This window comes from Neobacillus oceani (assembly GCF_046237595.1).
Taxonomy (GTDB): Bacteria; Bacillota; Bacilli; order Bacillales; family Cytobacillaceae; genus Bacillus_D; species Bacillus_D oceani.
Map to the genome: position 1 here is coordinate 3,050,061 of NZ_CP143543.1, position 24,758 is coordinate 3,074,818.

Here is a 24,758-nt window from a genome sequence, read left to right on the forward strand (position 1 = left end):
TCCTTAGCCCTGCTGTTCACGGAATTTTTCAACGAAGGAAGCAAGTTCGACTTCCTGTTGTTCACCAGTTCCCATATTCTTAAGATTGATTACGCCTTTATCAAGTTCGTCTTCGCCAAGGACAGCGACAAAACTGGCGTTCAGCCTGTCCGCTGCCTTGAACTGTGCCTTCAGCTTCCGGCCAAGATAATCGCGCTCCGCGGAAATTCCCTGGTTGCGAAGTTGCTGGAGCAGCCCGACCGTATAATCCTTCGCTCTGTCTCCAAGTGAAACGAGGTAGCAATCGATTTTCTTTTCAACCGGAAGGGCAACCTTCTCGGCTTCAAGCGCCGCGATAAATCGTTCAATGCTGAACGCAAATCCGATACCCGGGGTTTCCGGCCCGCCAATTTCTTCGGCCAGCCCGTTATAGCGGCCGCCACCGCACAATGTCGTGATCGAGCCAAAGCCCTCGGCTTCGCTCATAATCTCAAACGCTGTATGATTGTAGTAATCCAAGCCCCTTACAAGATTCGGGTCAATCTCAAACGGGATGCCAAGCTCGCTGAGATACTCCCGGACTTTTTCAAAATAATCCCTTGATCCCTCGTTTAGGTACTCAATAATGGAAGGCGCTGTTTTCATGAGTTCATGGTCGCGGTCCTTTTTGCAATCAAGAATCCTCAGAGGATTTTTCTCTAGCCTGGTCTGGCAGTCGCCACAAAATTCGCCAATCCTTGGCTTAAAATGGCTGACAAGCGCGTCCCTGTGCGCTTTCCGGCTTTCGGCATCACCAAGGCTGTTCAGGACAAGCTTCAGCTTTTTCAGGCCAAGCTCCCAATACAGATTCATCGCCAGGGAAATCACTTCCGCATCAATCGCGGGATCATTGCTTCCGAGCGCCTCGACGCCAAACTGGACAAACTGCCGGAAACGGCCCGCCTGTGGACGTTCATAGCGGAACATCGGCCCCATATAATAAAGCTTCACCGGCTGGTCCGGATTGCCGAACATCTTCTTTTCGACAAAGGCACGGACAACCGCCGCTGTCCCTTCAGGCCTGAGCGTAATGCTCCTCCCGCCCCTGTCTTCGAATGTATACATTTCCTTCTGGACGATGTCGGTTGAATCTCCCACCCCGCGGCTGAATAGTTCAGTATGCTCGAAAATCGGCGTCCTGATTTCCTCGTATTGATACAGCCTACAAAGCCTTTTTGCCGTTTCCTCAATCAACTGCCACGTTTCAACCTGTCCAGGCAAAATATCCTGTGTTCCCCTTGGGATATTGATCGACATAGGTTTTCCTCCTTTTGTGTGCCGTATAGTTTTCCTTCACTCGTGCGCCAAACCTGTAAAAATATAAAAAACTCCCCTCCCCTGTTTATTTCTAAACAAGGGACGAGAGTTTTGGATTCCCGTGGTGCCACCCTAATTGAAGCCCAAAATGCGGGGCTCCCTCTTTTACAGTTAACGCCTGCAACGTCCTCCCCTACTGTCAGTTCAGGGAGAAACCTACGGAGTGTTCATTCGTTAAACCGTCATGCGGAATTGCTTTCAGCCTGGGGCAATTCCTCTCTGGCCATGATCTATGGCTTAACTACTATGCTCCATCATCGGTTTTCAATTTATGTACATGCCTGCCGGGCTTTTTAGCCTGTGCTTCCTATTATAATAATGAGCCAATCATGAGATGTCAATACCGGATTAGGAACGTTCCAAATGTTTTTTCAACCTTCGGACATCCCTGATCGTCAGGCCGAATTCGCTGGCAAGTTCAATTGTGCCCGCATGCTGCTCTTTTTCAAGAAAGTCGTGAAAGTCGACCCCGAATATCGCCTTGCTTCCCGCATTTGCCTGCATCCCTTTTTCGCTGAACCTCATCGTATCCACCCTCCAGTCGAAATTGCTTTTACTAGTCTCCCCACTTTCGAAAAAATGTTTCAGTAAAAGGGACTATTATTTTCCCAACAGATAATTTTTCCAAAAAAGGAGAAACTGAATGAAATTGGCCAAACTTTCGGCTAAAATAGATTAATAGGATAGGAGGTTGCGAATGGAAAAGAGAATTTACATACTGCTTGCATGCTGCATACTGCTAATCGGGACCTTGTTCCCCTTAAAGGAAGCCGCTGCCGGCCAAACTGCCGCCGCAGCCGTCGACAGCCTCAATATCCGAAGCGGACCGGGCCTCAGTTATAAAGTGGTCGCCACGGCTAAAAAAGGAGACAGGTTTACGGTTTTAGGCGAGTCTGGCGAATGGGTCCAGCTTCAACTGCCTTCAGGAGGGACAGGCTGGGCCGCGAACTGGCTGTTAAAGATGAATAGCGTGGACACATCCGCTGTCTCGTCGGTGGATAATTTGAGGATTAGAAAAGGCCCTGGAACGGGCTACGGCATTGTCGGCTACCTTTCCAAAGGACAAGCAGCAGAAGTACTCGAAAAATCAGGCGAATGGACAAAGATTGCAAGCAAGTCCGGGGATGGCTGGGTTTCCACGCAGTTCCTTCAGGTGCCTGTAAAAGCTGAAAGCCCCGCCAAGGAGCAAACAAAGGAAGCCGTAAACGAGCTCTCTATGGAAAAAACGGTCAACGCCAACATTCTGAATGTCCGACAGGAACCTTCACTTACAAGCGGGCTGATTGGTAAATTGGCCAATGGCGCAAAAGTGGAAGTCATTTCGGAAGGGAACGGCTGGGCACTTATTTCTTTTTCAGGGAAAAAGGGCTGGGTCAGCTCCGAATTCCTTTCATCCAAATCAGGAGAAGCGCCTCCGGCCGACGAAAAGCCTTCAGGCGTCTTGGGAACTGTCACTGCTACAGCATTAAGTGTGCGAAGCGAAGGCTCGCTAAACGGCAGAATCATTTCTACGGTCAAAAAAGGGCAAACCTTCATCATCCTGGAGGAAGCGAATAACTGGGCAAAAATCGAGTATTCACCAGGCAAAATTGGCTGGGTTGCCGGCTGGTATCTTGAAAAGTCAGCAGAAGGAAACGAGCCAACGCCACAGGAGGTAAAAGAAAGCTGGGCGGCCATCCTTTATGATGGCACGAACATCCGCCAAAAGCCTTCCCTCGATTCAAAAGTTGTCGCCCGGACAAATAAAGGCGCGGAATTCAGGATCAAAAACATTTCAGGCACCTGGTATGAAATCGAGCTAAAAGGCGGACAGTCAGGTTATGTCGCCGGCTGGATCGTCGAGGTATCAGGCACCGCTCCGCAAATAAACAAATCAGGCGGAGAGGCATACCTGAAAAACAAGGTAATCGTCATTGATCCTGGCCATGGAGGCATAGACAATGGCACGACCGGTGTAAGAGGGACGTTCGAAAAAGGGCTTACTTTGAAAACCGCGGCTCTTGTTTCCAATAAACTTGCCGCAAAAGGTGCAAAGGTGATCATGACAAGGGACAGGGATACATATCTCTCGCTGCCATCAAGGGTGGGGTCGGCCCATTATCATGGAGCCGATGCATTTATCAGCATCCATTATGATTCCAACTATGACCGAAGCGTAAGGGGAATGACGACATACTATTACCATTCCTATCAAAAAGAACTTGCAGCCACTCTCCAGTCGTCAACTGCTAGCGCCACTAAGTCGCATAGCCGGGGAGCTAGATTTGGAGATTATCATGTTATCAGGGAAAACAAGCAAGCAGCCGCGCTGATTGAACTCGGCTACTTGAGTAATGCCGAAGAAGAAATGGCCGTCCTTACAAATCACTTCCAGGAAGCCGCTTCTACAGGCATTGTTGAAGGCCTTGCGAGATATTTTAAAGAGAAATAAGCGAAACATTTTAGTGGACGGTATCACCTTCCACAACTTGAGAGAGTTTATGATAATCCCCCTCTGCAAATGAGGGGGTTTTTTCTTTTTATCATAGATTGATCCACTTTTTCGGAAAAAAGAATTCCTTATTCGATAATCGGGGAAATGACTTTTTTAATGTGGGACAGTATGAAGGAGTTCAAGCTATATCGATTAATTTTATAAATATATCGATCAATTATTTCCGGGACGTAGGAGTAAAACGGTGTTCCTTCCCAGATCCACATAAAAACACCCGCCAATCAACATGGCGGGTGGTCCTATATTTATGCCTGGCTGTCCAGGATGAGGGTGACTGGGCCGTCATTGATGAGGCTGACATCCATCATCGCCCCAAAACGGCCAGTCTCAACTTTAATCCCTTTTTCGCGCAGGAAGGAATTGAACGCCTCATAGAGTGAGTTGGCGAGTTCAGGCTTTGCAGCAGCCATAAAATTTGGGCGGCGGCCTTTCCGGCAATCCCCGTAGAGGGTGAACTGGGAGACGGAAAGAATATCTCCGCCGACGTCCAGAAGGGAGAGGTTCATCTTACCGCTTTCATCCTCGTAAATCCTCAGATTGGCAATCTTGTCGGCCAAAAACGCCGCATCCTTTTCTGTATCGTCATGGGTCACACCCAGGAGGACGACTAGACCGCTGGAAATTTCGCCGACTGTCTCGCCGTCAACCATTACGCTTGCTTCCCTGCTTCGTTGCACAACTGCTCTCATTATAAAACTCCTTAGTTCATAATCCTCCGGACCGAGTAAATATCGGGGATTTGTTTGATTCTGTCGACGACTTTATGCAAATGGGCAACATTGTGGATTGCTATCGACATATTGATGGTCGCCATTTTATTCCGGTCGGATCTTCCCGACACGGCCGTAATGTTTGTCTTCGTTTCATTTACGGCCTGCAGCACCTCATTCAGGAGGCCGCGCCGGTCATAGCCATTGATTTCAATTTCAACATTGTATTCCTTCCGGTCGTTGAATGAAGACTCCCATTCTACCGGAATGAGCCGTGACTGGACTTCAGCCGCATCAATATTGGGGCAATCGGATCTGTGGACGGAAACCCCTCGGCCTTTCGTGATAAAGCCGATGATTTCATCACCCGGTACCGGATTGCAGCATTTTGACAGCCTGATCAGCAGGTTGTCTATCCCCGCAACCCTGACCCCGGAATCACGTTTTTTGACAACTTGCGGCTGGGTTTTCAGATCGGTCAACGCGGTGTCGATTGTCGCTTCCTGCTCCTGATCACGCTTTTTCCGCCATTTTTCCGTCAGCCGGTTTGCCACCTGGAGTGCTGTCACCCCGTTATAACCGACGGCGGCGAACATATCATCTTCATTCATGAAGTTGAATTTTTCGGCAACCTTTTTAATATTATCGGCTGTCAAGATTTCTTTGAGGTCGAAATTCATCGCCTTGATTTCTTTTTCAACCAGTTCCCGGCCTTTGTCGATATTTTCATCACGCCGCTGCTTTTTGAAAAATTGGCGGATTTTGTTTTTCGCCTGGGAAGTCTGCGCAAGCTTTAGCCAATCCTGGCTCGGGCCATAGGAATGCTTGGAGGTCAAAATTTCGATAATATCACCGGTCTTAAGCTTATAATCAAGCGTGACCATCTTGCCGTTCACTTTCGCGCCAATTGTTTTGTTTCCAATTTCGGAGTGGATCCGGTAGGCAAAATCAATCGGCACTGAACCGGATGGCAGTTCAATGACATCCCCTTTTGGAGTGAAAATAAAGACCATATCGGAAAACAAGTCAATTTTAAGCGACTCCATGAACTCCTCGGCATTGGCCGTGTCATTTTGGAACTCGAGGATATTGCGGAACCATGTCAGCTTCTGGTCAAAGGAAGAACTTTCTTTGAGGTTCGTCCCCTCCTTGTACGCCCAGTGGGCCGCAATCCCGAACTCCGCGATCCGGTGCATTTCTTTCGTCCTGATCTGAACTTCAAGCGGATCGCCTTTTGGGCCGATGACCGTTGTGTGAAGCGATTGGTACATATTCGGCTTCGGCATGGCAATGTAGTCTTTGAACCGGCCAGGCATCGGCTTCCAGCAAGTATGGATAATCCCGAGAACCGCATAGCAGTCCTTAATGCTATTGACGACAATCCGGACGGCAAGCAAATCATAAATTTCGCTGAATTGCTTGTTCTGCAACGCCATCTTGCGGTATATGCTGTATATGTGCTTCGGGCGGCCGGATATTTCCGCCTTGATAGAAACCTCGCGCACCCGCTCCTTTACTTCCTCGATGACATCATCAAGATATTGCTCCCGCTCGGCGCGCTTTTTCTTCATCAGGTTGACAATCCGGTAGTATTGCTGTGGATTAAGATACCTGAGCGCCGTATCCTCAAGCTCCCACTTAATCTTCGAAATTCCGAGCCTGTGGGCGAGCGGAGCGAATATTTCCAATGTTTCATTGGCTATCCGCTGCTGCTTTTCAAAAGGAAGATGTTTCAGCGTCCTCATATTGTGGAGGCGGTCCGCCAGTTTTATTAAAATGACCCGGATATCCTGGGCCATTGCAACAAACATTTTCCGGTGGTTCTCCGCCTGCTGTTCCTCATGAGATTTATATTTAATTTTACCCAGCTTTGTCACGCCATCAACAAGCATAGCAACTTCATCGTTGAACTCCGTTTCGATGTCCTTTAACGATACTACTGTATCCTCCACGACATCATGCAGGAAACCCGCCGCGACCGTAGCCGGATCCATTTCAAGGTCGGCAAGAATGCCAGCAACCTGAATTGGATGGATAATGTACGGCTCACCCGATTTCCTTACTTGGTCACGATGGGCCCAGGCGGCATACTCGTACGCTTTCCTTACAAGCGCGACATGCTCCTCGTTCAAATAGGCCTTCGTCTTGTCGATGACTTGTTCGGCGGTTAGCACCTGATCGTTCGCCATGAAATCACCTTTGTTTCTTATTGGAAAAAGATTTTATTTTTTTCAAGAATCCCCGGTACGGCGGGGCACCTTTGGAACAGTTCTATGAATAATTTCTAATGATTGTTACTATTATCAAGAAAAAATGCAGAGATGTAAAGGGATTGGACGGGTTTTTTCCTTTATAGCTAGAATTTGCCGGTAAACCCGTCCCATTCCACTGGGTAAAAGTGGATATTCATGTCAACTAATAAAGGCGGATATTTTTTCCATCTAAATCAATAAAATCAAGAGAGCACCCGCTTGAGTGCTCCCCTTCCTTAAAATTTCATCAATGTCAATAAGTCGTATCCTTCTAGCTTCTTGCGGCCTTCCAGGTATGTCAGTTCAATCAGGAATGCGATTCCCGCTACGACGCCGCCCAGTTCTTCAACCAGCTTGATCGTTGCTTCAATCGTACCGCCAGTGGCGAGCAGGTCGTCGGTAATCAGGACTCGCTGGCCTGGTTTGATGGCGTCCTTGTGGATTGTCAGTACGTCCTTCCCATACTCAAGGCCATAGCTCATTTTGATTGTCTCACGCGGGAGCTTGCCTTCTTTCCTTACAGGCGCGAACCCAACTTCAAGCGAATAGGCAACCGGGCATCCGATAATGAAGCCGCGTGCTTCCGGGCCGACAACAAGGTCAATCTTCTTTTCACGGGCATATTCAACAATCTGGTCTGTCGCATATTTATAAGCTTCCCCATTATCCATCAGGGTGGTGATGTCCTTAAAATTAATGCCGGGTTTTGGCCAATCGGGTACGATGGTGACAAATTGTTTTAAATCCATTCCTTTAGTGCCTCCTCATTTTCAACGGGCTCCGCCAGGATTTCGGAGAACCAACTCCTAAGCTGCTCATAGGATGAGTAGAGCAAATCCCTTTCAAGAGCGAAATGTGCATGCTTCTTTTGGTACGCAACCGACTCGGTCAGATCACGCTTTGATGTTGGCTTTAAAACGGAAATCAATCCATTTTTTATTGTAACAAACTCCAGCTCAAAAAACACCTCGGACATAAAATCAATCGTCTCTTTTGTCCAGCCTTTTTTCCTAGCAAGCTGGCTGCCATAACGGCCGATATCAAACGGGGAGTTTTTCAGCAGGAAGGCGTAGTACCATTTGAAATGATCCCTATTCGGCATTGTGCTGAAAAAATCGCTTGTTTCTTGGTAAAATACCGCGTAAATCCTTGCGGGCATTTTACCGTCCAGCAGGTCAGCGATAACCTCCTTCGAAGGCGGTAGGTCAACAAAGACGATGCTTTCACCGTTTATCCTGGCTGCGCTGGCTTCTTCAACTGTCCGGATATGGAGAATGTCGTTTCCTCCCAGCTGCTTTTCAACCTCCGCCAGATTTTCCTCATGAAAAACGATAAACGTTTTTTTACCATCCGGAAGCTTTCCGTTTATAGCGGAAATAGTCCTTGCACCCCTATAATCAAACAGTTGCCAGTTCCTGATGGCAAGGTCTTGAAGCATTAGCTGGGGCTTTCGGATATTGTTCCATTCATTAATGGACAGCTCCCCCGCGACGGCAATTTTTGAAGAAGGAGAAATGTGGTCCGCCAACGGCCCGAGCCCAAATCCGATGCCGTCAAGCGAAGCTTCCCCGTTCGACAATGTCATCTTTAAATGGCTACTGTCGCTCCCAATCCTTCGAAGTGTGGAGATAGATACGTCCTCAATCGAAATTTTTGGTTTAGGGTTGTCCATCCCAAACGGTGCGAGCAAAAGCACCTCCTCAAGGACTGAGAGATTCACCTCTGAAATTGAAATTTCCGCATCAAGCTGCATCACAGGGATGAAGTCTTCGTCTCTCATCTGTCCCGCCGCTAGTTCGTTTAGCCGAAAGCGCAAGCCATCGACGTCTTCAAGTTTCAATGTCATTCCGGCTGCCATCGGGTGTCCACCGAAATGAGGAAGGATATCCCTGCATTCCGACAAGTTTTTGAAGAGGTCAAAACCGGGAATGCTCCTTGCAGAACCTTTCGCAAGGCCTTTTTCTATATCATAACTAAGGACAATTACAGGCCTGTAATACTTTTCGACAAGCCTGGACGCGACAATTCCAATAACCCCCGCATTCCAGCCTTCCTTACCGACAACAAGCACTTTATTCTCATCAGGCGGAAAGTCACGATCGACCTGGAGGATTGCTTCTTCCGTAATTTCCTGGACAATTGCCTGCCGTTCCCGATTAAGCCCGTCCATTTCCTGAGCAAGCACATCCGCTTCCGTTCTATCTTCCGTCAACAGCAGTTTAACGGCCATGCTCGCATGCTCGAGCCTGCCGACAGCATTGATTCTTGGAGCAAGTGTAAAACCGATTGTTTCTTCGTTTATTGCCGACGGATTAACCCCGGCGCATTTTAAGATTGCCTTGATTCCGATGTTTTCGGTTACCTTGAGCCTGTCAATTCCCGCTTTGGCAATCAGCCTGTTTTCCCCTTTCAGGGAAACAAGGTCGGCAATGGTACCGATAGCGGCGATTTCAAGCAGATGATCCGGTACCTGGCCGTACAGGGCATGAGCGAGCTTGAAAGCAACGCCGACACCAGCAAGGTCCCTGAACGGGTAAATGCTGTCCGGTAGTTTTGGATGGATGATGGCAAGCGCATCCGGAAGAACGGGCCCTGGTTCGTGATGATCCGTAATAATTAAATCGACACCAAGTTCCCTGGCAACTTCCGCTTCATGGACGCCGGAAATACCAGTATCCACTGTGATAATTAGCTTAACTCCATTTTCCGCCGCTTTCCTGAAGGCAGCTTCATTCGGTCCGTATCCTTCTGTAAACCTGTCAGGTATGTAATAGCCGACGTTCGCGCCCAACTCTTGTAACGTAATCATTAAGACCGTGGTGCTGCTAACGCCATCGGCATCATAATCGCCATATATCAAAACCGGCTCCTGGCTGTCAATCGCCCTTTTGATTCGCGAGACCGCCAGATCCATTCCCTTCAGCAGGAACGGGTCATGAAATTTTTCCCCGCCAAATAAAAAAGGCCGCGCGGCTTCAACAGTATCCAGCCCCCGGTTAACAAGCATTGAGGAAACAAGGTGAGATATATTTAACTCCGCCGCTAATTTATTTGCAGTGCTTTCGTTGGATTCGCGGACAATCCATCTCGTTCTTGAATTCAGCAAAACGTTCACCCCTCAACTTTTCCATTATACAGGACCGGGAATATCTTCACAACAAGAAAAGATACAGCAATTGGCATTCTTCACCATGTAGACCGGATTATCCCCAAAGGCTTATCGGGTCTCTTTTTTTAATAAATTATGTAAGCGGACATATGTGTAGAGCTTTTCTTTTACCTGAAACTAGGGAACCTGGCCGATGACTTGGAAACTGTTATACATAAAAAACGGAACCGTTGCTAGCGCATCTTATGATTCGTTTTATTTAATAATCTTTACCTGTCAGAAGCCAGGGTATCTTCTGACTCGTTCTACCTGAAAATCTGGAAAGCTGTCAGAAACCTGGCTCCTTCCGGATTGTTTTATCAATGCTCCAATCCATCACTCACCCTTTATATAGGCTTTTGATGCGTAAAAGGACATGGCCAACCCGGATAATTTTTGGAGTAAAATTTTCACCAGCTGCCTACTTTATTAATTATCCTGTAGTAATCTCTGAAGTAATCTATGGTAATAGCAGGCCAATTTGATCCCTTACAATAGTTTATCCACGATAGGGTGGGCATCTCAATTTACGCTTGCGAAACAGCCAAATTGAATTTCTTCTAATTTGCTCGTGCTGAACTTTTTATTAAGTAACTTCCAAGCCTGTATATGACAATTTAATGTCACGCAAACAAACTTTTTGACAACTTAATTGGATTTTACCCTTACTATGTCACTCAACAGGATTTGAGTGACTTCCTTTCTCGAATTTCCCCTTACAATGTCACTCAACGGGATTTGAGTGACTTCCTTTTCGGATTTTACCCTTAAAATGTCACTCAACGGGATTTGAGTGACTTCCTTTCCGGATTTTCCCCAAACAATGTCACTCAACGGGATTTGAGTGACTTCCATTCCGGATTTTGCCCAAACAATGTCACTCAACGCGATTTGAGTGACTTCCTTTCCGGATTTCCCCCGGACAATGTCACTCAAGGGGATTTGAGTGACTTCCATTCGCGATTTCACCCTGACAATGTCACTCAAACGGTTTTATTCGAAAGCTAAACAACAATCCAGGACGTAAAAAGCCGCAGGTCCCCCTGCGGCTTCTAATACTATTATACCTGCGGCTGATCAGAATATTTTTTCTTTTCCTTGTACGTGATCAGGACGCCTTTTTTCTTCAGTTCTCTATTTTTCCACTCTACCCAAATCTGGGCGGCAATGAAAATCGACGAATAGGTTCCGACGATCAAACCTACCAGCAAGGCGAGGGAGAAGCTCCGGATTGATTCGCTTCCGAAAATCAGTAGCGCCACAACGGTCAGCGCGACCATCAAAACAGTATTGACTGAACGGCCGAGCGTCTGCCTAATGCTCGTATTGACGACGTCGGTAATTTCCTGGGATGTTTTCAGGCGGCGCCTCTTCTGCATATTCTCGCGCATCCGGTCAAAGGTAACAATCGTATCATTAATCGCGTAACCAACAACGGTAAGAACCGCGGCAATAAACGTAATATCCACTTCCCAGCGGATAATGCTAAAGAGCGGGAAGATGAAGAAGGCTGCAAAAAGTAAGCCGATAATCGCCGAAACACCCATCGGCAGTTCGAAACGAAAGGCAACGAACAGAATCAGACCCAAGCAAGCAATCAACAGGGCGTACATGGCATTTTTCGCCAGCTCCTTGCCGACAGTAGGCGAAACACTGTTTACAGTCGGGTCTTCACCAAACACCTTATGCATTTCCGTTTTCAGCTTTGTAACCTCATCTTTTGTGAAGTCCTTTTTAAACCGTGCTACACCAATATTCTTTTTGTCACCGGAAATAACGATATCATCAGTTTCAAATCCAGCTTTTTTCAGTTCGGAGGCCACTTTTTCCGTAGTAAGTGGTTTATCCGATAGAATGTCTACCCTGGTTCCGCTCGTAAAATCGATGCCAAGGTTAAGCCTAAAGATTAGGAGGATAATAATCCCAATCACAGTTATGGCACCCGATGCGATGAAAAAGGCCCTTCTGTTTTTTACGAAATCGAAACGGTCGAATTTCGTTGGAAGATCAAGCGTATCGACGTTTTGGTCAAGGCTGAAAATCTCGCTCTTTTTCACGCCGAACCAGCCCGGCTTTTTATTCAGGAAGCCGCTATTGACCCAAAGGCCGAGCAGCCATCTTGATAAATAAACGTTTGTGAAAAAGCTTCCCAGGATACCAATGATCAAGCCTGTCGCGAATCCTTTGACCGAGCTTGTCCCATAGAAGAACAAGACCGCGGCGGCAAGGAGGGTTGTCAGGTTTGCATCCGTAATGGCCGAGAACGAGTTTTCATTCCCCGCCTTGAAAGCAGCCTTGATTGATTTGCCGACCTTGATTTCTTCCTTGATCCGTTCATAGGTGATGATGTTCGCATCAACCGCCATCCCGACACCGAGGATGAGGGCTGCGACACCAGGAAGCGTCAGGACGACATTCAGCCAATCAAAGACAAGAACAGTCAAGTACATATAAATCGTAAGAGTAATGGTCGCGATAAACCCTGGAAAACGGTAATACGCGATCATGAACAGGAAGATGGCCAGTACGCCGATAACACCGGCGAATACGGTTTTATCCATAGCCTGCTCCCCGAATTTCGCGCCAACCGATGTCGAGTAAATTTCGTTCAGCTTAACTGGCAGCGCGCCCGCGTTCAACAGGCTTGCGAGAGTTTGAGCTTCTTCAGGCGTGAACTGGCCGACGATTGAAACTGTATTTTGATTAAAGATGTTCGAAACTGTAGGGGCCGAAATGAATTTTGGATCCGGCTTCCCCACTTCCTTCCTGAAGGAATCACCTTCTTCAAAATCAAGCCAAATAACGAGATAGTTATCCGGAGCCTTGTTGACAATCGACTCGGTTACTTTACGGAATTTGTCCGCGCTTTTTAGCTTCAGGGAAACGCTCGGCTTCCCGTTTTCATCAAATGTTTGCTTGGCGCCGCCTTCGGCAAGGTCGGAACCATCCATCATAATTTTGTCATCGGCATCCCTGAAGGTCAGGTTTGCTTCTGTTGATAGTAGTTCCCTAGCTTTTGCCTGGTCTGTTACACCAGCAAGCTGGACCCTGATCCGGTCTTGGCCTTCTATCTGAATATTCGGCTCGCTAACCCCAAGGGCATTGACACGCCTGTCCAAAGCTTCGGCTGTATCAGTAAGAGCCTTTTTATCAATCTTCTGCCCTTTCTTTGCAGGCTTAACCTCGTAAAGGATTTCAAATCCGCCCTGCAAATCGAGGCCGAGTTTAATATCTTTCAAGATGTTTAGTGATGTGGCGCCTATAAGACCCCCAACCAAGGCGATAACAAGTATAAAGGCCACAATCCTGTTGCGCTTAACCATTCAGTAGTTCCTCCTTCAATTCCATGCACAATACCATTTGCTACTTTTAACCAATATTCTCATTATGAATTATCGGCAATATCCTGTCAATTTGCTAAAATTGGCAAAATGCATAAATACCAGCTTAGGCGTTCGGCCAAAAAAAACGCATGAGGGCCCCGCAATGATAGCGAAGCCGCCGTCACAGGTTATTTCAGCAACTCTTTCCACTCTTCTTCATTATCAAGGGAAAAGGGCGATTCTTTATACGTTTCAATCGTTGCAAAACTGATGAAGTCACTCATTTTCACCGTAAGAATATCCTGGACAACCTGATGGAAAAGCTTTTCCCCCTTGTCCTTTTTCCATTTCTTCTTGACGAGATACCTCCAAAGCTCCTCTTCGCTGATTGAATCGTTCCCGAGCAACCGGAATTCATCCAGCTTGCTCTCAAGGACAGGAGCGAGTGTTACCCGGTAATGATCGTAAACATGCCCGTTTTCCATTTGGCCCTCCTGCAGCTGTTTGTCTTCTTTTTCATCCATCCACGTGTCTTCTTGTCCACCTCGTTGCATATAGTTAATTGTATATGATATCCACTATTTTGAGAAGGTGGGAAACGAATGTCTAAGTTTTTAAAAGGGACAGCCATCCTGCTTTTGGCAGGCTTTATAACGAGGGTGCTTGGCTTCATCAACAGGATTGCGATCGCCCGTTTTATCGGCGAGGAAGGAGTCGGGCTGTATATGATGGCCTATCCATCCCTTGTCCTGGTCATCACAATCACCCAATTCGGCCTTCCTGTTGCGATTTCGAAAAACATCGCAGAAGCCGAGGCCCGGGGGGAATATGGGAAAATAAAAAAAATACTCGTTGTCTCCCTTGCCACAACCCTTACGCTGTCCGTGATTTTCACTCCCGCCCTTATCCTGCTGGCTCCCTGGCTGTCCGAGACGCTGTTTACGGACAACAGGACGTACTACCCGCTCATTGCGATTGCCCCGGTCGTACCGGTCATTGCCGTTTCATCCGTTTTGCGCGGCTATTTTCAGGGGCGCCAAAACATGAAGCCTGCCGCCTACTCGCAAATCCTTGAGCAATTTTTCAGGATCGCGCTCATTGCAGTCATGACCAAGGCGTTCCTTCCATATGGGATTGAATATGCAGCAGCCGGAGCCATGCTTTCGGCAGTCATTGGCGAAGTTGTTTCGCTCCTTTATTTAATGGCGGCTTTTAAGCTGAAGAAGAAATTCCGCCTCCGAAAAGATTTCTTTAAATTTGTCCGTGAAGGAAAAAAGCCATTCAAGGAACTGATGAATGTTGCCGTCCCTACTACAGGAAGCAGGCTGATTGGTTCAGTTTCCTGGTTTTTCGAACCGATTGTTGTCTCTCACAGCCTTGGGCTTGCCGGAGTTGCCGCAACCTTGGCGACGAAACAGTATGGCGCGCTTACCGGTTTTGCGATGCCGTTGCTCCTTTTGCCATCGTTTATCACCTACTCGCTCGCGACCTCGCTCGTTCCGGCCATTAGCGAAGCCAATTCAAAGAACGACGGCAAATTGATTGAATATCGGCTCCAGCAGTCCCTCCGGTTTGCATTTTTAACAGGGGGCATATCGGTTGCCGTGCTGTATGTTTTGGCCGAGCCGCTTATGATGCTGATGTACGGATCGAAAAATGGCGCCCAGTTCATCAAGCTGATGGCACCATTCTTTTTATTTTATTATTATCAGGGACCGCTTCAGGCTGCCCTCCAGGCATTGAATTTGGCGAAAGCTGCAATGATTAACAGCCTAATCGGAGCGGTAGTCAAAACAGCCGTCATTTTCGTTCTCGCATCCCAGCCATCCTTTGGGATCAACGGAGCCGCACTAGGGATCATCAGCAGTTTTGTACTCGTCACCCTGCTCCATTTCGCGACCGTTTTAAAAAAGATTTCATTCTCTTTTTATTTATTGGACTATTTCAAGGGATTTTTGGCGATCGGGATTTCGGGATATGCCGGCCATTTCATTTATGTAAATCTTACAGCGGGCACGGCTCTTTTGTCCCGCGTATTCCTCTCGGCAGTATCCATGGGGGTACTTTATATCATCCTGGCCGTCTTACTGAAGCTGGTACGCCCAGCTGAACTGAAACGGATTCCGTACATCGGCCCGTTCCTTTCAAGGTTATCGTTCTAACCGAACCTTTGTGTATAGAGCGCCCAATTTCTTCAAAAAAAGGCTGGCGTCCAAATATCCCTGGCGCCAGCCCTAGCTTTTATCCTGCTTGTCTATATAAAATTCACCCTGGTCATAGCTGCAAAAGGATATTTTCCTGATTTCCGGAGCGCCCTGTTTTTTTAATTCCTGCCTGAGCCAAAAGCTCGTTTTGTTAATTCTTCGGAGGTTCTCCTCCTGAATTATCCCATCTATTATCAAAGGCATTGTAATATCACCCTGAGAACTTTTCTTTTTTTTCCCTGGCGACTCTTTTGTAAAAACAGAAAGCTTTCCGGACGGCTCAAGAATTGCGAATTCAACATCGGAAATATTCCTGATGTTCTTTTCCCTTAGCTGGACGAGCAGATCATCGAAATTATAACGTTGCTTTTTCATCGTTTTTTCATCAATTGTGCCCCTGTTGATGATAATCGATGGCCTTCCATCAAGTAAATCCCTGAATCTTTTACTTTTTAGGGATAGAAAAGAAAAAAGAATCTGCATGGAGACGATCGAAATAACTGGGATAAGTGTATGGATGAGGTGGTCACTTGTATTCTCTATTGCCATTGAAGACAGTTCGGCAAGCATGATGGTCACGACTAAATCAAAGACGCTAAGCTCCCCTACTTCCCTTTTGCCCATCAAGCGAAATGTGACAATAATAAGGAAATATATAAGGATAGTCCTGAACAGAATCTCCCAATGATGAGCCATTTAGACGCCTCCTGGTTTTCGATACTCTTATTCTTTTCACTATGGCAAAAAAAAGTACGGTACTTTTTACCACACGGGACAAATTTGGAGTCTAATTCTTTTCCGTTCTGAATATGCTTGTACTAGGCAAAGACTTGGCCCTTGCTGCTGGGGCGAAAGGGGAGGGTGAAAATCGAGAACAGGGGCATCGGAAGAGGAATCGTCTATGGGCTGATCTTCATTTTCGTGGTTGCGGTGGTCAGCTCGCTGATCTTTTCGTTAATCTTAAGGTTCACATCTGTTCGTGAACTGTCGCTCGAGTACATCATTACGGCTATGTCGTTTATAGGCCTGTTCGGCGGGGGGTTCCTCGCTGGAGGAAAAGCCGGCGAAAGAGGTTGGCTGCTGGGCGGGATGACAGGGCTCATTTATTCAGTAATTGTATTTTTGTTTCAGTATTTGGGATATGACAAGCTTTTTGACTGGGAACAAATTGTTTACCATGTTTGTTATATCCTGATTGCAATGATGGGCGGTATCCTCGGGGTGAACATTGCGTCCCCAAAAAGGACGGCTTCTTGATTGTTTCGCCAAAAAATGCAAAAAGGCATTCTCCCGAACCGGAGCATGCCTTTTTGTATTAGCTGTTTGATGTTTCCGAAGCGACAACATCACGGATTGCCGCCCGATCGTATGTAAGCCTGCTTCCATCCCCGCAACGGATGACAACCTTGTCCTCATCCAATGAATCAACAAACCCGTGAAGGCCGCCAATCGTTACGACGCGGTCCCCTTTTTTAAGTTCGCTTTGCATTTGCTGGACTGCCTTTTGGCGTTTTTGCTGTGGACGGATCAAGAGAAAATAAAATAGGACGAACATTAAAATCAATGGCCCTACTGTACCGAGTAATCCTCCTCCTGCCATATGTGTTTCCCTCCTTTCGATAACATCTATTTAGAAATTTTTCGCATCCGGTTTATTGAAGCCGTAACGCTCAAAATATTCTTCCCTGAAGTCCCCCAGACGGTCTTCCCTGATTGCCTGTCTGACTTGCTCCATTAATTCTATCAGAAAATGCAGGTTATGATAAGATGTAAGTCGAATTCCGAATGTTTCGTCACATCGGATCAAATGGCGGATATATGCCCTGCTGTAATTGCGGCATGTATAGCAGCTGCAATTCTCATCAATTGGCCCGAAATCGCGGGCAAATTTGGCGTTCTTGACGACAAGCCTTCCATTGCTTGTCATAAGTGTCCCGTTCCTGGCAATCCGTGTCGGAAGCACGCAGTCGAACATATCCACTCCCCTAATCGCCCCATCAATCAAGGAATCTGGGGAGCCGACTCCCATCAGGTACCTTGGTTTATTCGATGGAAGAAGCGGGGTTGTAAATTCCAGGACACGGTTCATGACATCCTTCGGTTCGCCGACGGACAGCCCGCCAATCGCGTAACCTGGAAAATCCATACTTACGAGGTCGCTCGCACTTTGCTTGCGGAGGTCTTCAAACTCTCCCCCTTGGACAATCCCGAACAATCCCTGGTCCTCAGGCCGCTTGTGCGCGTTCAGGCAGCGCTCGGCCCATCGTGAGGTCCGCTCAACCGATTTTTTCATGTATTCGTGGGTTGCCGGAAACGGCGGGCATTCATCAAAGGCCATCATAATGTCCGAGCCAAGAGCGTTTTGGATTTCCATCGCCTTTTCCGGAGATAGAAACAGTTTATCCCCATTTAAATGATTCCTGAAATGGACCCCTTCTTCCTCAATCTTCCGGAATTCACTTAAGGAGAACACCTGGAAGCCGCCGGAATCGGTCAGGATTGCCCTGTCCCAGTTCATGAATTTATGGAGGCCGCCCGCTTCACGGACAATCTCATGACCAGGGCGCAGCCAGAGATGGTACGTATTGCTCAGGATGATTTTTGCCCCCATTTCCTTCAATTCCTCGGGGGACATCGTTTTCACTGTCGCCAGCGTGCCCACTGGCATAAAAATAGGGGTTTCAAAGCTTCCGTGCGGAGTATGGACCCTTCCAAGCCTCGCGCCGGTTTGTTTGCATGTTTTTATTAACTCGTATGTAATTGCAGCCAAAGCAAACTTCTCCTTCCACAGGGAAATGCCCCATCACCACCGCCAACCCTCCGGAGGTTTGGATGATTTGAAAAGAAGGCAAAACTCTGAGACAAAATGGTTAAATAATCAGCATTGCGTCGCCAAAGCTGAAGAACCGGTAACGCTCCCTGACTGCCGTTTCATAGGCATGCAGGATGTTTTCCCTGCCGGCAAGCGCGCTTACAAGCATGATCAAGGTTGATTTCGGTAAGTGGAAGTTGGTGATCATTCCGTCAATCGCCTTGAACTCGTAGCCCGGATAGATAAAAATGTCCGTCCAACCGCTTGAGGCGGCAAATTGGCCATTGTGCGCGGACGCCACCGTTTCAAGCGTCCTTGTGGAGGTGGTTCCGACCGTAATAATCCTGCGGCCATTTTGCTTCGTTTCATTCAGGAGCTTTGCCGTGCCTTCGGATACGATGTAAAACTCCGAATGCATATCATGTTCCTGGACATCGTCCACACTGACCGGCCTGAATGTACCAAGTCCAACATGAAGGGTAATAAACGCGATATTGACCTCCATTCCCCTTATTTCATCAAGAAGTTCCTCGGTGAAATGGAGCCCGGCAGTCGGCGCGGCCGCTGACCCGCGCTCCTTCGCGAAAACGGTCTGGTAACGATCCTTGTCGTCAAGTTGTTCTTTGATATATGGAGGAAGCGGCATTTCACCTAGCTGCTCAAGCAGCTCGTAAAAGATTCCTTTGTACTTGAATTCAAGTACCCGGCCTCCATGCTCTGACTCCCCGGTGCAAACCGCCGTCAGCAGCCCGTCCCCAAAATCAATTTCGGTGCCGACTTTAATCCTTTTCGCAGGCTTTGCGAGCGTCTCCCACGCATCGCCATCAAGCTGCTTCAAAAGGAGGATTTCAATCTTTGCGCCTGTATCCTTTTTCGCTCCATACAACCTTGCCGGTAGCACTTTCGTATCATTAAGGACGAGGCAATCACCCTTACGCAAATATTCCTTAATGTTTTTGAAGATTTCATGTTTGATGCCGCCGTTTTTTTTATCAAGCACCATCAGCCTGCTATCCGACCTGCTTTCAAGAGGGGTTTGCGCGATAAGTTCCTCTGGCAGGTGAAAATCAAATATATCCACTTTCATTCATGACACCCTAACATCTTAAAATAACGGGCAGGCCAGCTTACCTGAACCTGCCGGCAATATAAAAAATGAGCGATAACACAATGCTGAGCACAATGGACGTGACAACCGGGAAATAAAAGGTAGTATTCCCCTTTTTAATCAAAATATCACCCGGCAGCCGCCCAAGCTTCAAAATCGGCATCAACAGGCCAATCACAAAAATAATCGCGCCAATTGCCATCAGCATTTTTGATAGTCCGGTCACTTTTTCGGCACATCCAAGTGGAAATGGCGATAAACAAGGTCCGTTACGACCCGGCCCCTCGGCGTCCGCTGAAGGAATCCAATTTGCAGCAGGTAAGGCTCGTAAACATCTTCAATCGTGTCAGACTCCTCGCCTATCGTCGCTGCGATCGTATCAAGGCCGACGGGCCCTCCCCGGAACTTTTCAATGATCCCGCTCAAAAGCTTATGGTCGATGTGGTCAAGGCCGAGCCTGTCAACCTGGAGCAGTTCGAGCGCCTCAACCGCCATAGGTAGGTCAATGTCCCCGTTACCCTTTACTTGCGCAAAATCACGTACCCGGCGGAGCAGCCTGTTGGCAATCCTTGGCGTCCCACGGGACCTTCTCGCGATTTCGGATGCAGCCGGTCCGGAAATGGACGTATTCAGGATTTCAGCGGTCCGTTCCACTATTTCTTTCAATTGTTCTTCCCTATAATACTCGAGACGCGCCAAAACACCAAATCGATCACGGAGCGGAGCCGAAATCGATCCGGCTTTCGTCGTCGCGCCAACAAGCGTAAATGGAGGCAAGTCAAGGCGGATCGACCGGGCTTCGGGCCCTTTTCCAATGACGATATCAAGGCAAAAATCCTCCATAGCAGGATAAAGAACTTCTTCGATCGCCCTTGGGAGCCTGTGAATCTCATCAATAAACAGAACATCTCCAGGTTCAAGCGCCGTAAGGATAGCTGCGAGGTCACCAGGCCGCTCAATCGCCGGCCCGGAGGTTGTTCTTAGGTTTACCCCCATTTCATTGGCAATAATCGCAGCTAAGGTCGTCTTTCCAAGTCCGGGAGGGCCGTACAGGAGGACGTGGTCGAGCGTTTCCCCTCGCATCCGTGCCGCGCGGATAAACACTTCAAGATTGGCCTTGACCTTATCCTGCCCAATATACTGGGATAGTCTTTGTGGCCTCAGGCTTGTTTCAAAGATAGTATCCTGGTTGTCGGCTTCGCTTGAAACAACTCTTTCATCCATATCGATCACCCTACTTCATAAGCCTTTGCAATGCTTTTTTAATGTATTGGTCTGTTGAAAGATTTTCTTTCTTCAATTCAGGTGATATCCTGTTTATTTCCCGTTCGCTATAGCCAAGCGCCTTAAGCGCGAGAACCGCTTCTTCAAACTCCCACGATCCAGAGCCAGGAACAGGTTTCCCCGCCTCCGGATTGAAAAGGTCTGGGAACAGGTTCGGCGTGATATGCTGAAGCTTTCCTTTTAAGTCAAGGATCATTTGCCTCGCTGTCTTTTTCCCTACGCCGGGAAATTTTACGAGAAATGCTTCATCCTCATTCTCAATCGCCTGGACTACCTGGACCGGTTCCCCAAAGGCCAGGATGGCTAGCGCGCCTTTTGGCCCGATTCCAGAAACGCTTAACAGCTTTGTAAAAAGGGTCTTTTCCTCCCGTGATGAAAAACCGAATAACCCCATTACATCCTGGCGTACATAGTGGTATACATAAACAGTCACGCTGGTACCTGTTTTGCCGGCATAGGCAAACGGATTCGGAGTGGCGATCTGCCAGCCTATCCCGGAATTTTCAATGACTATGTATTCAGGACCGACGTATTCCAACTTCCCGCTAATAAAATCAAACAATATTCTCTCTCCTCTTACTTGCTGTACTCCATTCTACCATACTCTTTTTAAGAAATTGAACAAAATGGTTGATTCAATTCGGGTTGTTCCTTATAATGAGAAAGGTTTAAATATCATCTTGGGGGTTACAAAATGAAAAAATTGTTGGCATTGCTGGCTGTTTTCACTCTGGCTTTCGTGATTGTGGGCTGTTCCGACAAGGATAGCTCGAAAGGCGCAGAGGATACAAACAAAGAAGAAAACAAGTCAGAGCTTACTGACCAGGTTAAAGCAAAAATGTACAATGCTGTCCGCTTGGCTGAAAACAAGGTTGACACTGTTTACGCACATGACACAGCTGAAGATGGAGAAACTCCAATCCTTAACGCTACATTTGCGGACGAAGCTGCTGCAGAGACTTTTTTGGCCAAGTATTATAGCGAAGATATCGCAAAACAAATCTCCGAACATTATGCGACAGGAGAAAAGACTGATAAAGACCAGATTATCGTAAAAGCAGACCCATTCTTTGCAAATTCGATTACTGGAACAACATTGGATGATGTAACAATTGAAGGCGATGCAAACAAAGGCACAGTTAAAACAAAAGAAGGCGTTACCTATACCGTTGAACTCAAAGACGGCCAATATGTAATCACAGGCATTGAACAGTAATTTACAAAACAGAAGGACCGGGCTGAACATTCCAGCCTGGTCCTTCTTTTATTTCTGAACGGTTGTACCTGTATGAATCTGCTCCTGAATGGCAATCCTCATTATTCATGCCCTGTTTCAGATGTCGAATAGGGCTTGAAGCTTTCAAGCACTTCCACATATCTATCCTTCGTCTTGATTGGGATGCCTTTTCTCAGTTCAGCCTGTTTCCTGCTCTCTAGCTTCTCAACATCAATTTGGAAAAAGGACTGGATGATTTGCGAATAAGGCGGCCTGCCGTTAAAGATGGCCAATACCCCTTCCCCGCTCAGCCCGAAATAGCCATTTGCCTTCAGCAAAGGGGAAATGTCCTCCACCTGGCTCCTTAACACGACGGAATCCTTGCCTACATCGACCACGGACCATCCTTTATACTTTTCCCAGAACTCTTCCCAGGATGCCGCTGTTTCTATGAATTGCTCCTGGCTTACTTCCCTGTCAACATACACTTTTTCAAGAGTAACCTTTAAGCGAAGAGGTTCATGCTGTTCGCCTGCATTCCTAATGGTCTCTTCAACCGCAAACGCTTTAATTTCCGGGCAAATGAGCCCCCCCAACAGAATGATGAAGAATACAGCCACCGTTAAAGCTGGTTTTCGCTTCATTTCGCCCACCTCTTCCTGGTCTTTAAATCTTAGTGGTAATTTCGTTTATAGCATTTCCCGATTTCGGCTGTTTATCCTTTCATAAAATGAAATCCTCAATCTGTGATTCTGCTGTTAGGAGAGTAGCTTTTAGCAAGGGGGAATGGCAAAAAGTAAATCACCGTTTTGTGTGCCTGCCTGTCCTCTTTTTCTCCCGGTTTGACCTCTTAAAATAGGGCAAAGCGAACGCCTTGCCCCGAAAGTTGGATTTACCTTTTTATCATAGCGCGGATTGTTTTTACAAAATTCCGCCTGTCGTAAAACCTGTGCATCGTCATTTCTTTTACATGGCTGACTTTCATGGAGTCGGGTAAACTTTCCCCTTTTATGATCCTATTCCATTCCCGTAAAATATCCGTCGGATACACAAGGGCATGCAGGAAAGCTTCCTCCTTTAAAAAGTCCTTGATTCCTTCATAAGCTGAAAGTGTACCGAATGACCATCCAATGAAAGGTAGGATCCGGTTCGCATACTGAAGGTAATCAAGGATTGGAGGGCCAATGGAAATCAAGTCAAAATCGATGAGATTCACCCTGCCATTCCGTGACCTAAGGAAATTATGATGGGCGACATCGCCGTGGAGGATTGCCTGGGGCCCTTCTGAAAATAACCCCTTTCTCCTCTTCATCCCTTTAAGCCCCCAATCCGCCCAACTGAGTATTTCATCGCAAATTTCTCCTCCGAGAACCCCCGATATAACCGGCGTGTTCGCGGCAAACCGGGCCAGGCGATCCTCCCATTTACTTATTTGTTTCGCAAGAGGGATTGATAAGCGGTAAGCCCCGGCTATTTGTTCGGTAACATTGTGAAATTTTTTCAAAACCTTCAAGCCTTCTGACCGGTCTTCCTCCGTTTGAAAAGTAAATGCCTTTGGATGAGGGCGAATGTAATCAATAAACCCAAAATACAGGCCATTCGCATAAAACGGGCCTTTTCTCCCTAGACGAAAATACGTATAAGTGTCACGGAAGCCATGCCTTTTCAATAATTCAGTGAAATTCTCCAACAGGATGAGGCGGTTGAATGAAGAGTAGCCTTTTACGATAAACTCGCCTGCCGAAGTGTGTACATAAAAGATGGTTGGCCGTAGTTGTATGATTTCTCTTACAGTCCCCGGAAAAGATTTTAAATAAGAGAGGAGACGATTTGTTAATTCATCGTCTCCCTGCGGTCCTCTCCCTCTAATCCTTGCTTTCATCGGCGAATCCAAATTGTCCCGGGCCCGATGGACCGATTCCATATGGGTTCATGAACGGCCGCTGGGCAAATGGCAGCGGCGGGGCGAAAATCCGCGGAATGGACGGATCGATTTCCCTTTCAGCCACTTCCCGCTCGTTTCGGTCCCTTTGCTGCGATTGGCCGGTTTGTGTTCCAGACTGTCCAGGCAGTTGGGTGCCCATCTGCTGTTCGCCATATGGCATCTGGCCGCCTAACATCGGAAGCTGCTGGCCATATGGCATCTGCCCGCCATACATTGGCTGGGTGCCGCCCATTGGGAGCTGTTGGCCAGGCATAAAGTGCTGTCCGCTGAAAGTCGGAATGTGCTGCTCCCCTCCTGGATAAGGTTGGCCGAACATTGGTTGGGTACCGCTCATTGGGAACTGCTGCCCGACTGGCATTTGTCCGCCCATAGGCACCTGCTCCCCGTACATTGGCTGGCCTCCACCCATCGGGAATTGCTGCCCGACTGGCATTTGTCCACCCATTGGCATCTGTCCGCCGAACATTGGCTGGGCGCCGCCCATCGGGAATTGCTGGCCGACTGGCTTTTGTCCGCCCATCGGCATTTGTCCGCCCATCGGCATTTGTCCGCCGTACATTGGCTGAGCGCCGCCCATCGGGAATTGCTGGCCAGGCATAAAGTGCTGCCCGCTAAATGTCGGGATGTGCTGCTCCCCTCCTGGAGAAGGCTGGCCAAACATTGGCTGCATGCCGCCCATCGGGAATTGCTGTCCGTATGGCATCTGTCCGTCCCCAGAAAGCTGCCCGCCGTACATTGGTTGGGCACCGCCCATAGGGAACTGCTGGCCGTATGGCATCTGTCCGCCCGTTGGAAGCTGGCCACCGTACATTGGCTGCATACCGTCCATTGGGAATTGCTGGCCTGCCAAAGGCGTTGTTTGCCCAAATGGCAGCTGTCCTCCATAAGGTGTCTGCTGGTATGGACCTCCGCTATAACCAATAGGCG

At 47.7% G+C, this 24,758-nt stretch carries 22 protein-coding genes and 1 other annotated feature; of the genes, 4 read left to right on the forward strand and 18 right to left on the reverse strand.

Annotated elements, in window-relative coordinates:
- Positions 1–3: 3 nt before the first annotated feature.
- Positions 4–1,275, reverse strand: coding sequence for a histidine--tRNA ligase (gene hisS, locus V1499_RS15460; protein ID WP_409270770.1), 1,272 nt, complete (start codon positions 1,273–1,275; stop codon positions 4–6).
- A 95-nt stretch (positions 1,276–1,370) separates the two neighbouring features.
- Positions 1,371–1,602 (reverse strand) — a binding site (T-box leader).
- An 81-nt stretch (positions 1,603–1,683) separates the two neighbouring features.
- Positions 1,684–1,860 carry a hypothetical protein gene (locus V1499_RS15465; protein ID WP_409270771.1) on the reverse strand — a complete coding sequence of 59 codons (177 nt, stop codon included), beginning with the start codon at positions 1,858–1,860 and terminating at the stop codon, positions 1,684–1,686.
- A 172-nt stretch (positions 1,861–2,032) separates the two neighbouring features.
- On the opposite strand from V1499_RS15465, the gene V1499_RS15470 reads away from it, so the two are divergent.
- The gene (locus V1499_RS15470) at positions 2,033–3,766 is read left to right on the forward strand and encodes an SH3 domain-containing protein (protein ID WP_409270772.1); all 1,734 of its coding nucleotides are present in this window, start codon (positions 2,033–2,035) and stop codon (positions 3,764–3,766) included.
- Between the two features lie 308 nt (positions 3,767–4,074).
- Here the strand turns inward: V1499_RS15470 and dtd are convergent, their stop codons facing one another.
- The 7 genes from dtd to V1499_RS15505 all read right to left on the reverse strand — a co-directional run bounded on the left by dtd (position 4,075) and on the right by V1499_RS15505 (position 13,786).
- The gene (gene dtd, locus V1499_RS15475; protein ID WP_409270773.1) at positions 4,075–4,518 is read right to left on the reverse strand and encodes a D-aminoacyl-tRNA deacylase; all 444 of its coding nucleotides are present in this window, start codon (positions 4,516–4,518) and stop codon (positions 4,075–4,077) included.
- A gap of 11 nt (positions 4,519–4,529) precedes the next feature.
- Entirely contained in the window at positions 4,530–6,728 is a 2,199-nt protein-coding gene (locus tag V1499_RS15480) for a RelA/SpoT family protein (protein WP_409270774.1), read from the reverse strand.
- 299 nt (positions 6,729–7,027) lie between these two features.
- The gene (locus tag V1499_RS15485) at positions 7,028–7,540 is read right to left on the reverse strand and encodes an adenine phosphoribosyltransferase (RefSeq protein ID WP_409270775.1); all 513 of its coding nucleotides are present in this window, start codon (positions 7,538–7,540) and stop codon (positions 7,028–7,030) included.
- Positions 7,531–9,897, reverse strand: a complete 2,367-nt coding sequence (gene recJ / locus V1499_RS15490; RefSeq protein WP_409270776.1) for a single-stranded-DNA-specific exonuclease RecJ — start codon at positions 9,895–9,897, stop codon at positions 7,531–7,533. The genes V1499_RS15485 and recJ overlap by 10 nt, the downstream gene beginning before the upstream one ends.
- Positions 9,898–10,587: 690 nt before the next feature.
- Positions 10,588–10,896: a hypothetical protein gene (locus V1499_RS15495; RefSeq protein ID WP_409270777.1), complete on the reverse strand. Its 309-nt coding sequence runs from the start codon at positions 10,894–10,896 to the stop codon at positions 10,588–10,590.
- Positions 10,897–11,000: 104 nt separating this feature from the next.
- Positions 11,001–13,262 (reverse strand): protein translocase subunit SecDF, encoded by a 2,262-nt coding sequence (gene secDF, locus V1499_RS15500; protein ID WP_409270778.1) that lies wholly within the window; start codon positions 13,260–13,262, stop codon positions 11,001–11,003.
- A gap of 188 nt (positions 13,263–13,450) precedes the next feature.
- On the reverse strand, positions 13,451–13,786 hold the full coding sequence (locus V1499_RS15505) for a post-transcriptional regulator (RefSeq protein WP_409270779.1): 336 nt from the start codon (positions 13,784–13,786) through the stop codon (positions 13,451–13,453).
- A 78-nt stretch (positions 13,787–13,864) separates the two neighbouring features.
- On the opposite strand from V1499_RS15505, the gene spoVB reads away from it, so the two are divergent.
- Positions 13,865–15,424: a stage V sporulation protein B gene (spoVB, locus tag V1499_RS15510; RefSeq protein ID WP_409270780.1), complete on the forward strand. Its 1,560-nt coding sequence runs from the start codon at positions 13,865–13,867 to the stop codon at positions 15,422–15,424.
- 72 nt (positions 15,425–15,496) lie between these two features.
- On the opposite strand, the gene V1499_RS15515 is transcribed toward spoVB, so the two are convergent.
- A complete protein-coding gene (locus V1499_RS15515) occupies positions 15,497–16,162 on the reverse strand; it encodes a DUF421 domain-containing protein (RefSeq protein ID WP_409270781.1) in 666 nt (221 codons plus the stop codon).
- A 165-nt stretch (positions 16,163–16,327) separates the two neighbouring features.
- Between V1499_RS15515 and V1499_RS15520 the strand changes: the two genes are divergently transcribed.
- Positions 16,328–16,723, forward strand: a complete 396-nt coding sequence (locus V1499_RS15520; RefSeq protein WP_409270782.1) for a TIGR04086 family membrane protein — start codon at positions 16,328–16,330, stop codon at positions 16,721–16,723.
- Positions 16,724–16,781: 58 nt separating this feature from the next.
- On the opposite strand, the gene yajC is transcribed toward V1499_RS15520, so the two are convergent.
- From yajC to ruvA, 6 genes are all read right to left on the reverse strand, one after another.
- The gene (gene yajC, locus V1499_RS15525) at positions 16,782–17,066 is read right to left on the reverse strand and encodes a preprotein translocase subunit YajC (RefSeq protein ID WP_409270783.1); all 285 of its coding nucleotides are present in this window, start codon (positions 17,064–17,066) and stop codon (positions 16,782–16,784) included.
- Positions 17,067–17,096: 30 nt separating this feature from the next.
- The gene (gene tgt, locus V1499_RS15530; protein WP_316571883.1) at positions 17,097–18,236 is read right to left on the reverse strand and encodes a tRNA guanosine(34) transglycosylase Tgt; all 1,140 of its coding nucleotides are present in this window, start codon (positions 18,234–18,236) and stop codon (positions 17,097–17,099) included.
- A 100-nt stretch (positions 18,237–18,336) separates the two neighbouring features.
- The gene (gene queA / locus V1499_RS15535) at positions 18,337–19,365 is read right to left on the reverse strand and encodes a tRNA preQ1(34) S-adenosylmethionine ribosyltransferase-isomerase QueA (protein WP_409270784.1); all 1,029 of its coding nucleotides are present in this window, start codon (positions 19,363–19,365) and stop codon (positions 18,337–18,339) included.
- Between the two features lie 40 nt (positions 19,366–19,405).
- On the reverse strand, positions 19,406–19,612 hold the full coding sequence (locus V1499_RS15540) for a DUF2905 domain-containing protein (protein WP_316571881.1): 207 nt from the start codon (positions 19,610–19,612) through the stop codon (positions 19,406–19,408).
- Positions 19,609–20,610, reverse strand: a complete 1,002-nt coding sequence (ruvB, locus tag V1499_RS15545; RefSeq protein ID WP_409270785.1) for a Holliday junction branch migration DNA helicase RuvB — start codon at positions 20,608–20,610, stop codon at positions 19,609–19,611. The genes V1499_RS15540 and ruvB overlap by 4 nt, the downstream gene beginning before the upstream one ends.
- Before the next feature lie 10 nt (positions 20,611–20,620).
- Positions 20,621–21,232 (reverse strand): Holliday junction branch migration protein RuvA, encoded by a 612-nt coding sequence (gene ruvA / locus V1499_RS15550; protein WP_409270786.1) that lies wholly within the window; start codon positions 21,230–21,232, stop codon positions 20,621–20,623.
- 132 nt (positions 21,233–21,364) lie between these two features.
- On the opposite strand from ruvA, the gene V1499_RS15555 reads away from it, so the two are divergent.
- A complete protein-coding gene (locus V1499_RS15555; RefSeq protein ID WP_409270787.1) occupies positions 21,365–21,886 on the forward strand; it encodes an endonuclease in 522 nt (173 codons plus the stop codon).
- Between the two features lie 101 nt (positions 21,887–21,987).
- Here the strand turns inward: V1499_RS15555 and V1499_RS15560 are convergent, their stop codons facing one another.
- Together V1499_RS15560 and V1499_RS15565 are read right to left on the reverse strand one after the other, a co-directional pair.
- On the reverse strand, positions 21,988–22,530 hold the full coding sequence (locus tag V1499_RS15560) for a BofC C-terminal domain-containing protein (RefSeq protein ID WP_409270788.1): 543 nt from the start codon (positions 22,528–22,530) through the stop codon (positions 21,988–21,990).
- A gap of 248 nt (positions 22,531–22,778) precedes the next feature.
- Positions 22,779–23,768 (reverse strand): phosphotransferase, encoded by a 990-nt coding sequence (locus V1499_RS15565; RefSeq protein WP_409270789.1) that lies wholly within the window; start codon positions 23,766–23,768, stop codon positions 22,779–22,781.
- Positions 23,769–24,758: the final 990 nt, after the last annotated feature.

What these genes read in the sequence shown, in the direction of transcription:
- V1499_RS15465 (WP_409270771.1), bottom strand. Translation starts at nt 1,860, where the DNA reads ATGAGGTTCAGCGAAAAAGGGATGCAGGCAAATGCGGGAAGCAAGGCG.
- V1499_RS15485 (WP_409270775.1), bottom strand. Translation starts at nt 7,540, where the DNA reads ATGGATTTAAAACAATTTGTCACCATCGTACCCGATTGGCCAAAACCC.
- V1499_RS15515 (WP_409270781.1), bottom strand. Translation starts at nt 16,162, where the DNA reads ATGGCTCATCATTGGGAGATTCTGTTCAGGACTATCCTTATATATTTC.
- hisS (WP_409270770.1), bottom strand. Translation starts at nt 1,275, where the DNA reads ATGTCGATCAATATCCCAAGGGGAACACAGGATATTTTGCCTGGACAG.
- V1499_RS15505 (WP_409270779.1), bottom strand. Translation starts at nt 13,786, where the DNA reads ATGGATGAAAAAGAAGACAAACAGCTGCAGGAGGGCCAAATGGAAAAC.
- V1499_RS15555 (WP_409270787.1), top strand. Translation starts at nt 21,365, where the DNA reads ATGAAAAAATTGTTGGCATTGCTGGCTGTTTTCACTCTGGCTTTCGTG.
- V1499_RS15480 (WP_409270774.1), bottom strand. Translation starts at nt 6,728, where the DNA reads ATGGCGAACGATCAGGTGCTAACCGCCGAACAAGTCATCGACAAGACG.
- queA (WP_409270784.1), bottom strand. Translation starts at nt 19,365, where the DNA reads ATGAAAGTGGATATATTTGATTTTCACCTGCCAGAGGAACTTATCGCG.
- spoVB (WP_409270780.1), top strand. Translation starts at nt 13,865, where the DNA reads ATGTCTAAGTTTTTAAAAGGGACAGCCATCCTGCTTTTGGCAGGCTTT.
- ruvB (WP_409270785.1), bottom strand. Translation starts at nt 20,610, where the DNA reads ATGGATGAAAGAGTTGTTTCAAGCGAAGCCGACAACCAGGATACTATC.
- dtd (WP_409270773.1), bottom strand. Translation starts at nt 4,518, where the DNA reads ATGAGAGCAGTTGTGCAACGAAGCAGGGAAGCAAGCGTAATGGTTGAC.
- V1499_RS15470 (WP_409270772.1), top strand. Translation starts at nt 2,033, where the DNA reads ATGGAAAAGAGAATTTACATACTGCTTGCATGCTGCATACTGCTAATC.
- V1499_RS15560 (WP_409270788.1), bottom strand. Translation starts at nt 22,530, where the DNA reads ATGAAGCGAAAACCAGCTTTAACGGTGGCTGTATTCTTCATCATTCTG.
- V1499_RS15495 (WP_409270777.1), bottom strand. Translation starts at nt 10,896, where the DNA reads ATGGAAGTCACTCAAATCCCCTTGAGTGACATTGTCCGGGGGAAATCC.
- yajC (WP_409270783.1), bottom strand. Translation starts at nt 17,066, where the DNA reads ATGGCAGGAGGAGGATTACTCGGTACAGTAGGGCCATTGATTTTAATG.
- secDF (WP_409270778.1), bottom strand. Translation starts at nt 13,262, where the DNA reads ATGGTTAAGCGCAACAGGATTGTGGCCTTTATACTTGTTATCGCCTTG.
- V1499_RS15565 (WP_409270789.1), bottom strand. Translation starts at nt 23,768, where the DNA reads ATGAAAGCAAGGATTAGAGGGAGAGGACCGCAGGGAGACGATGAATTA.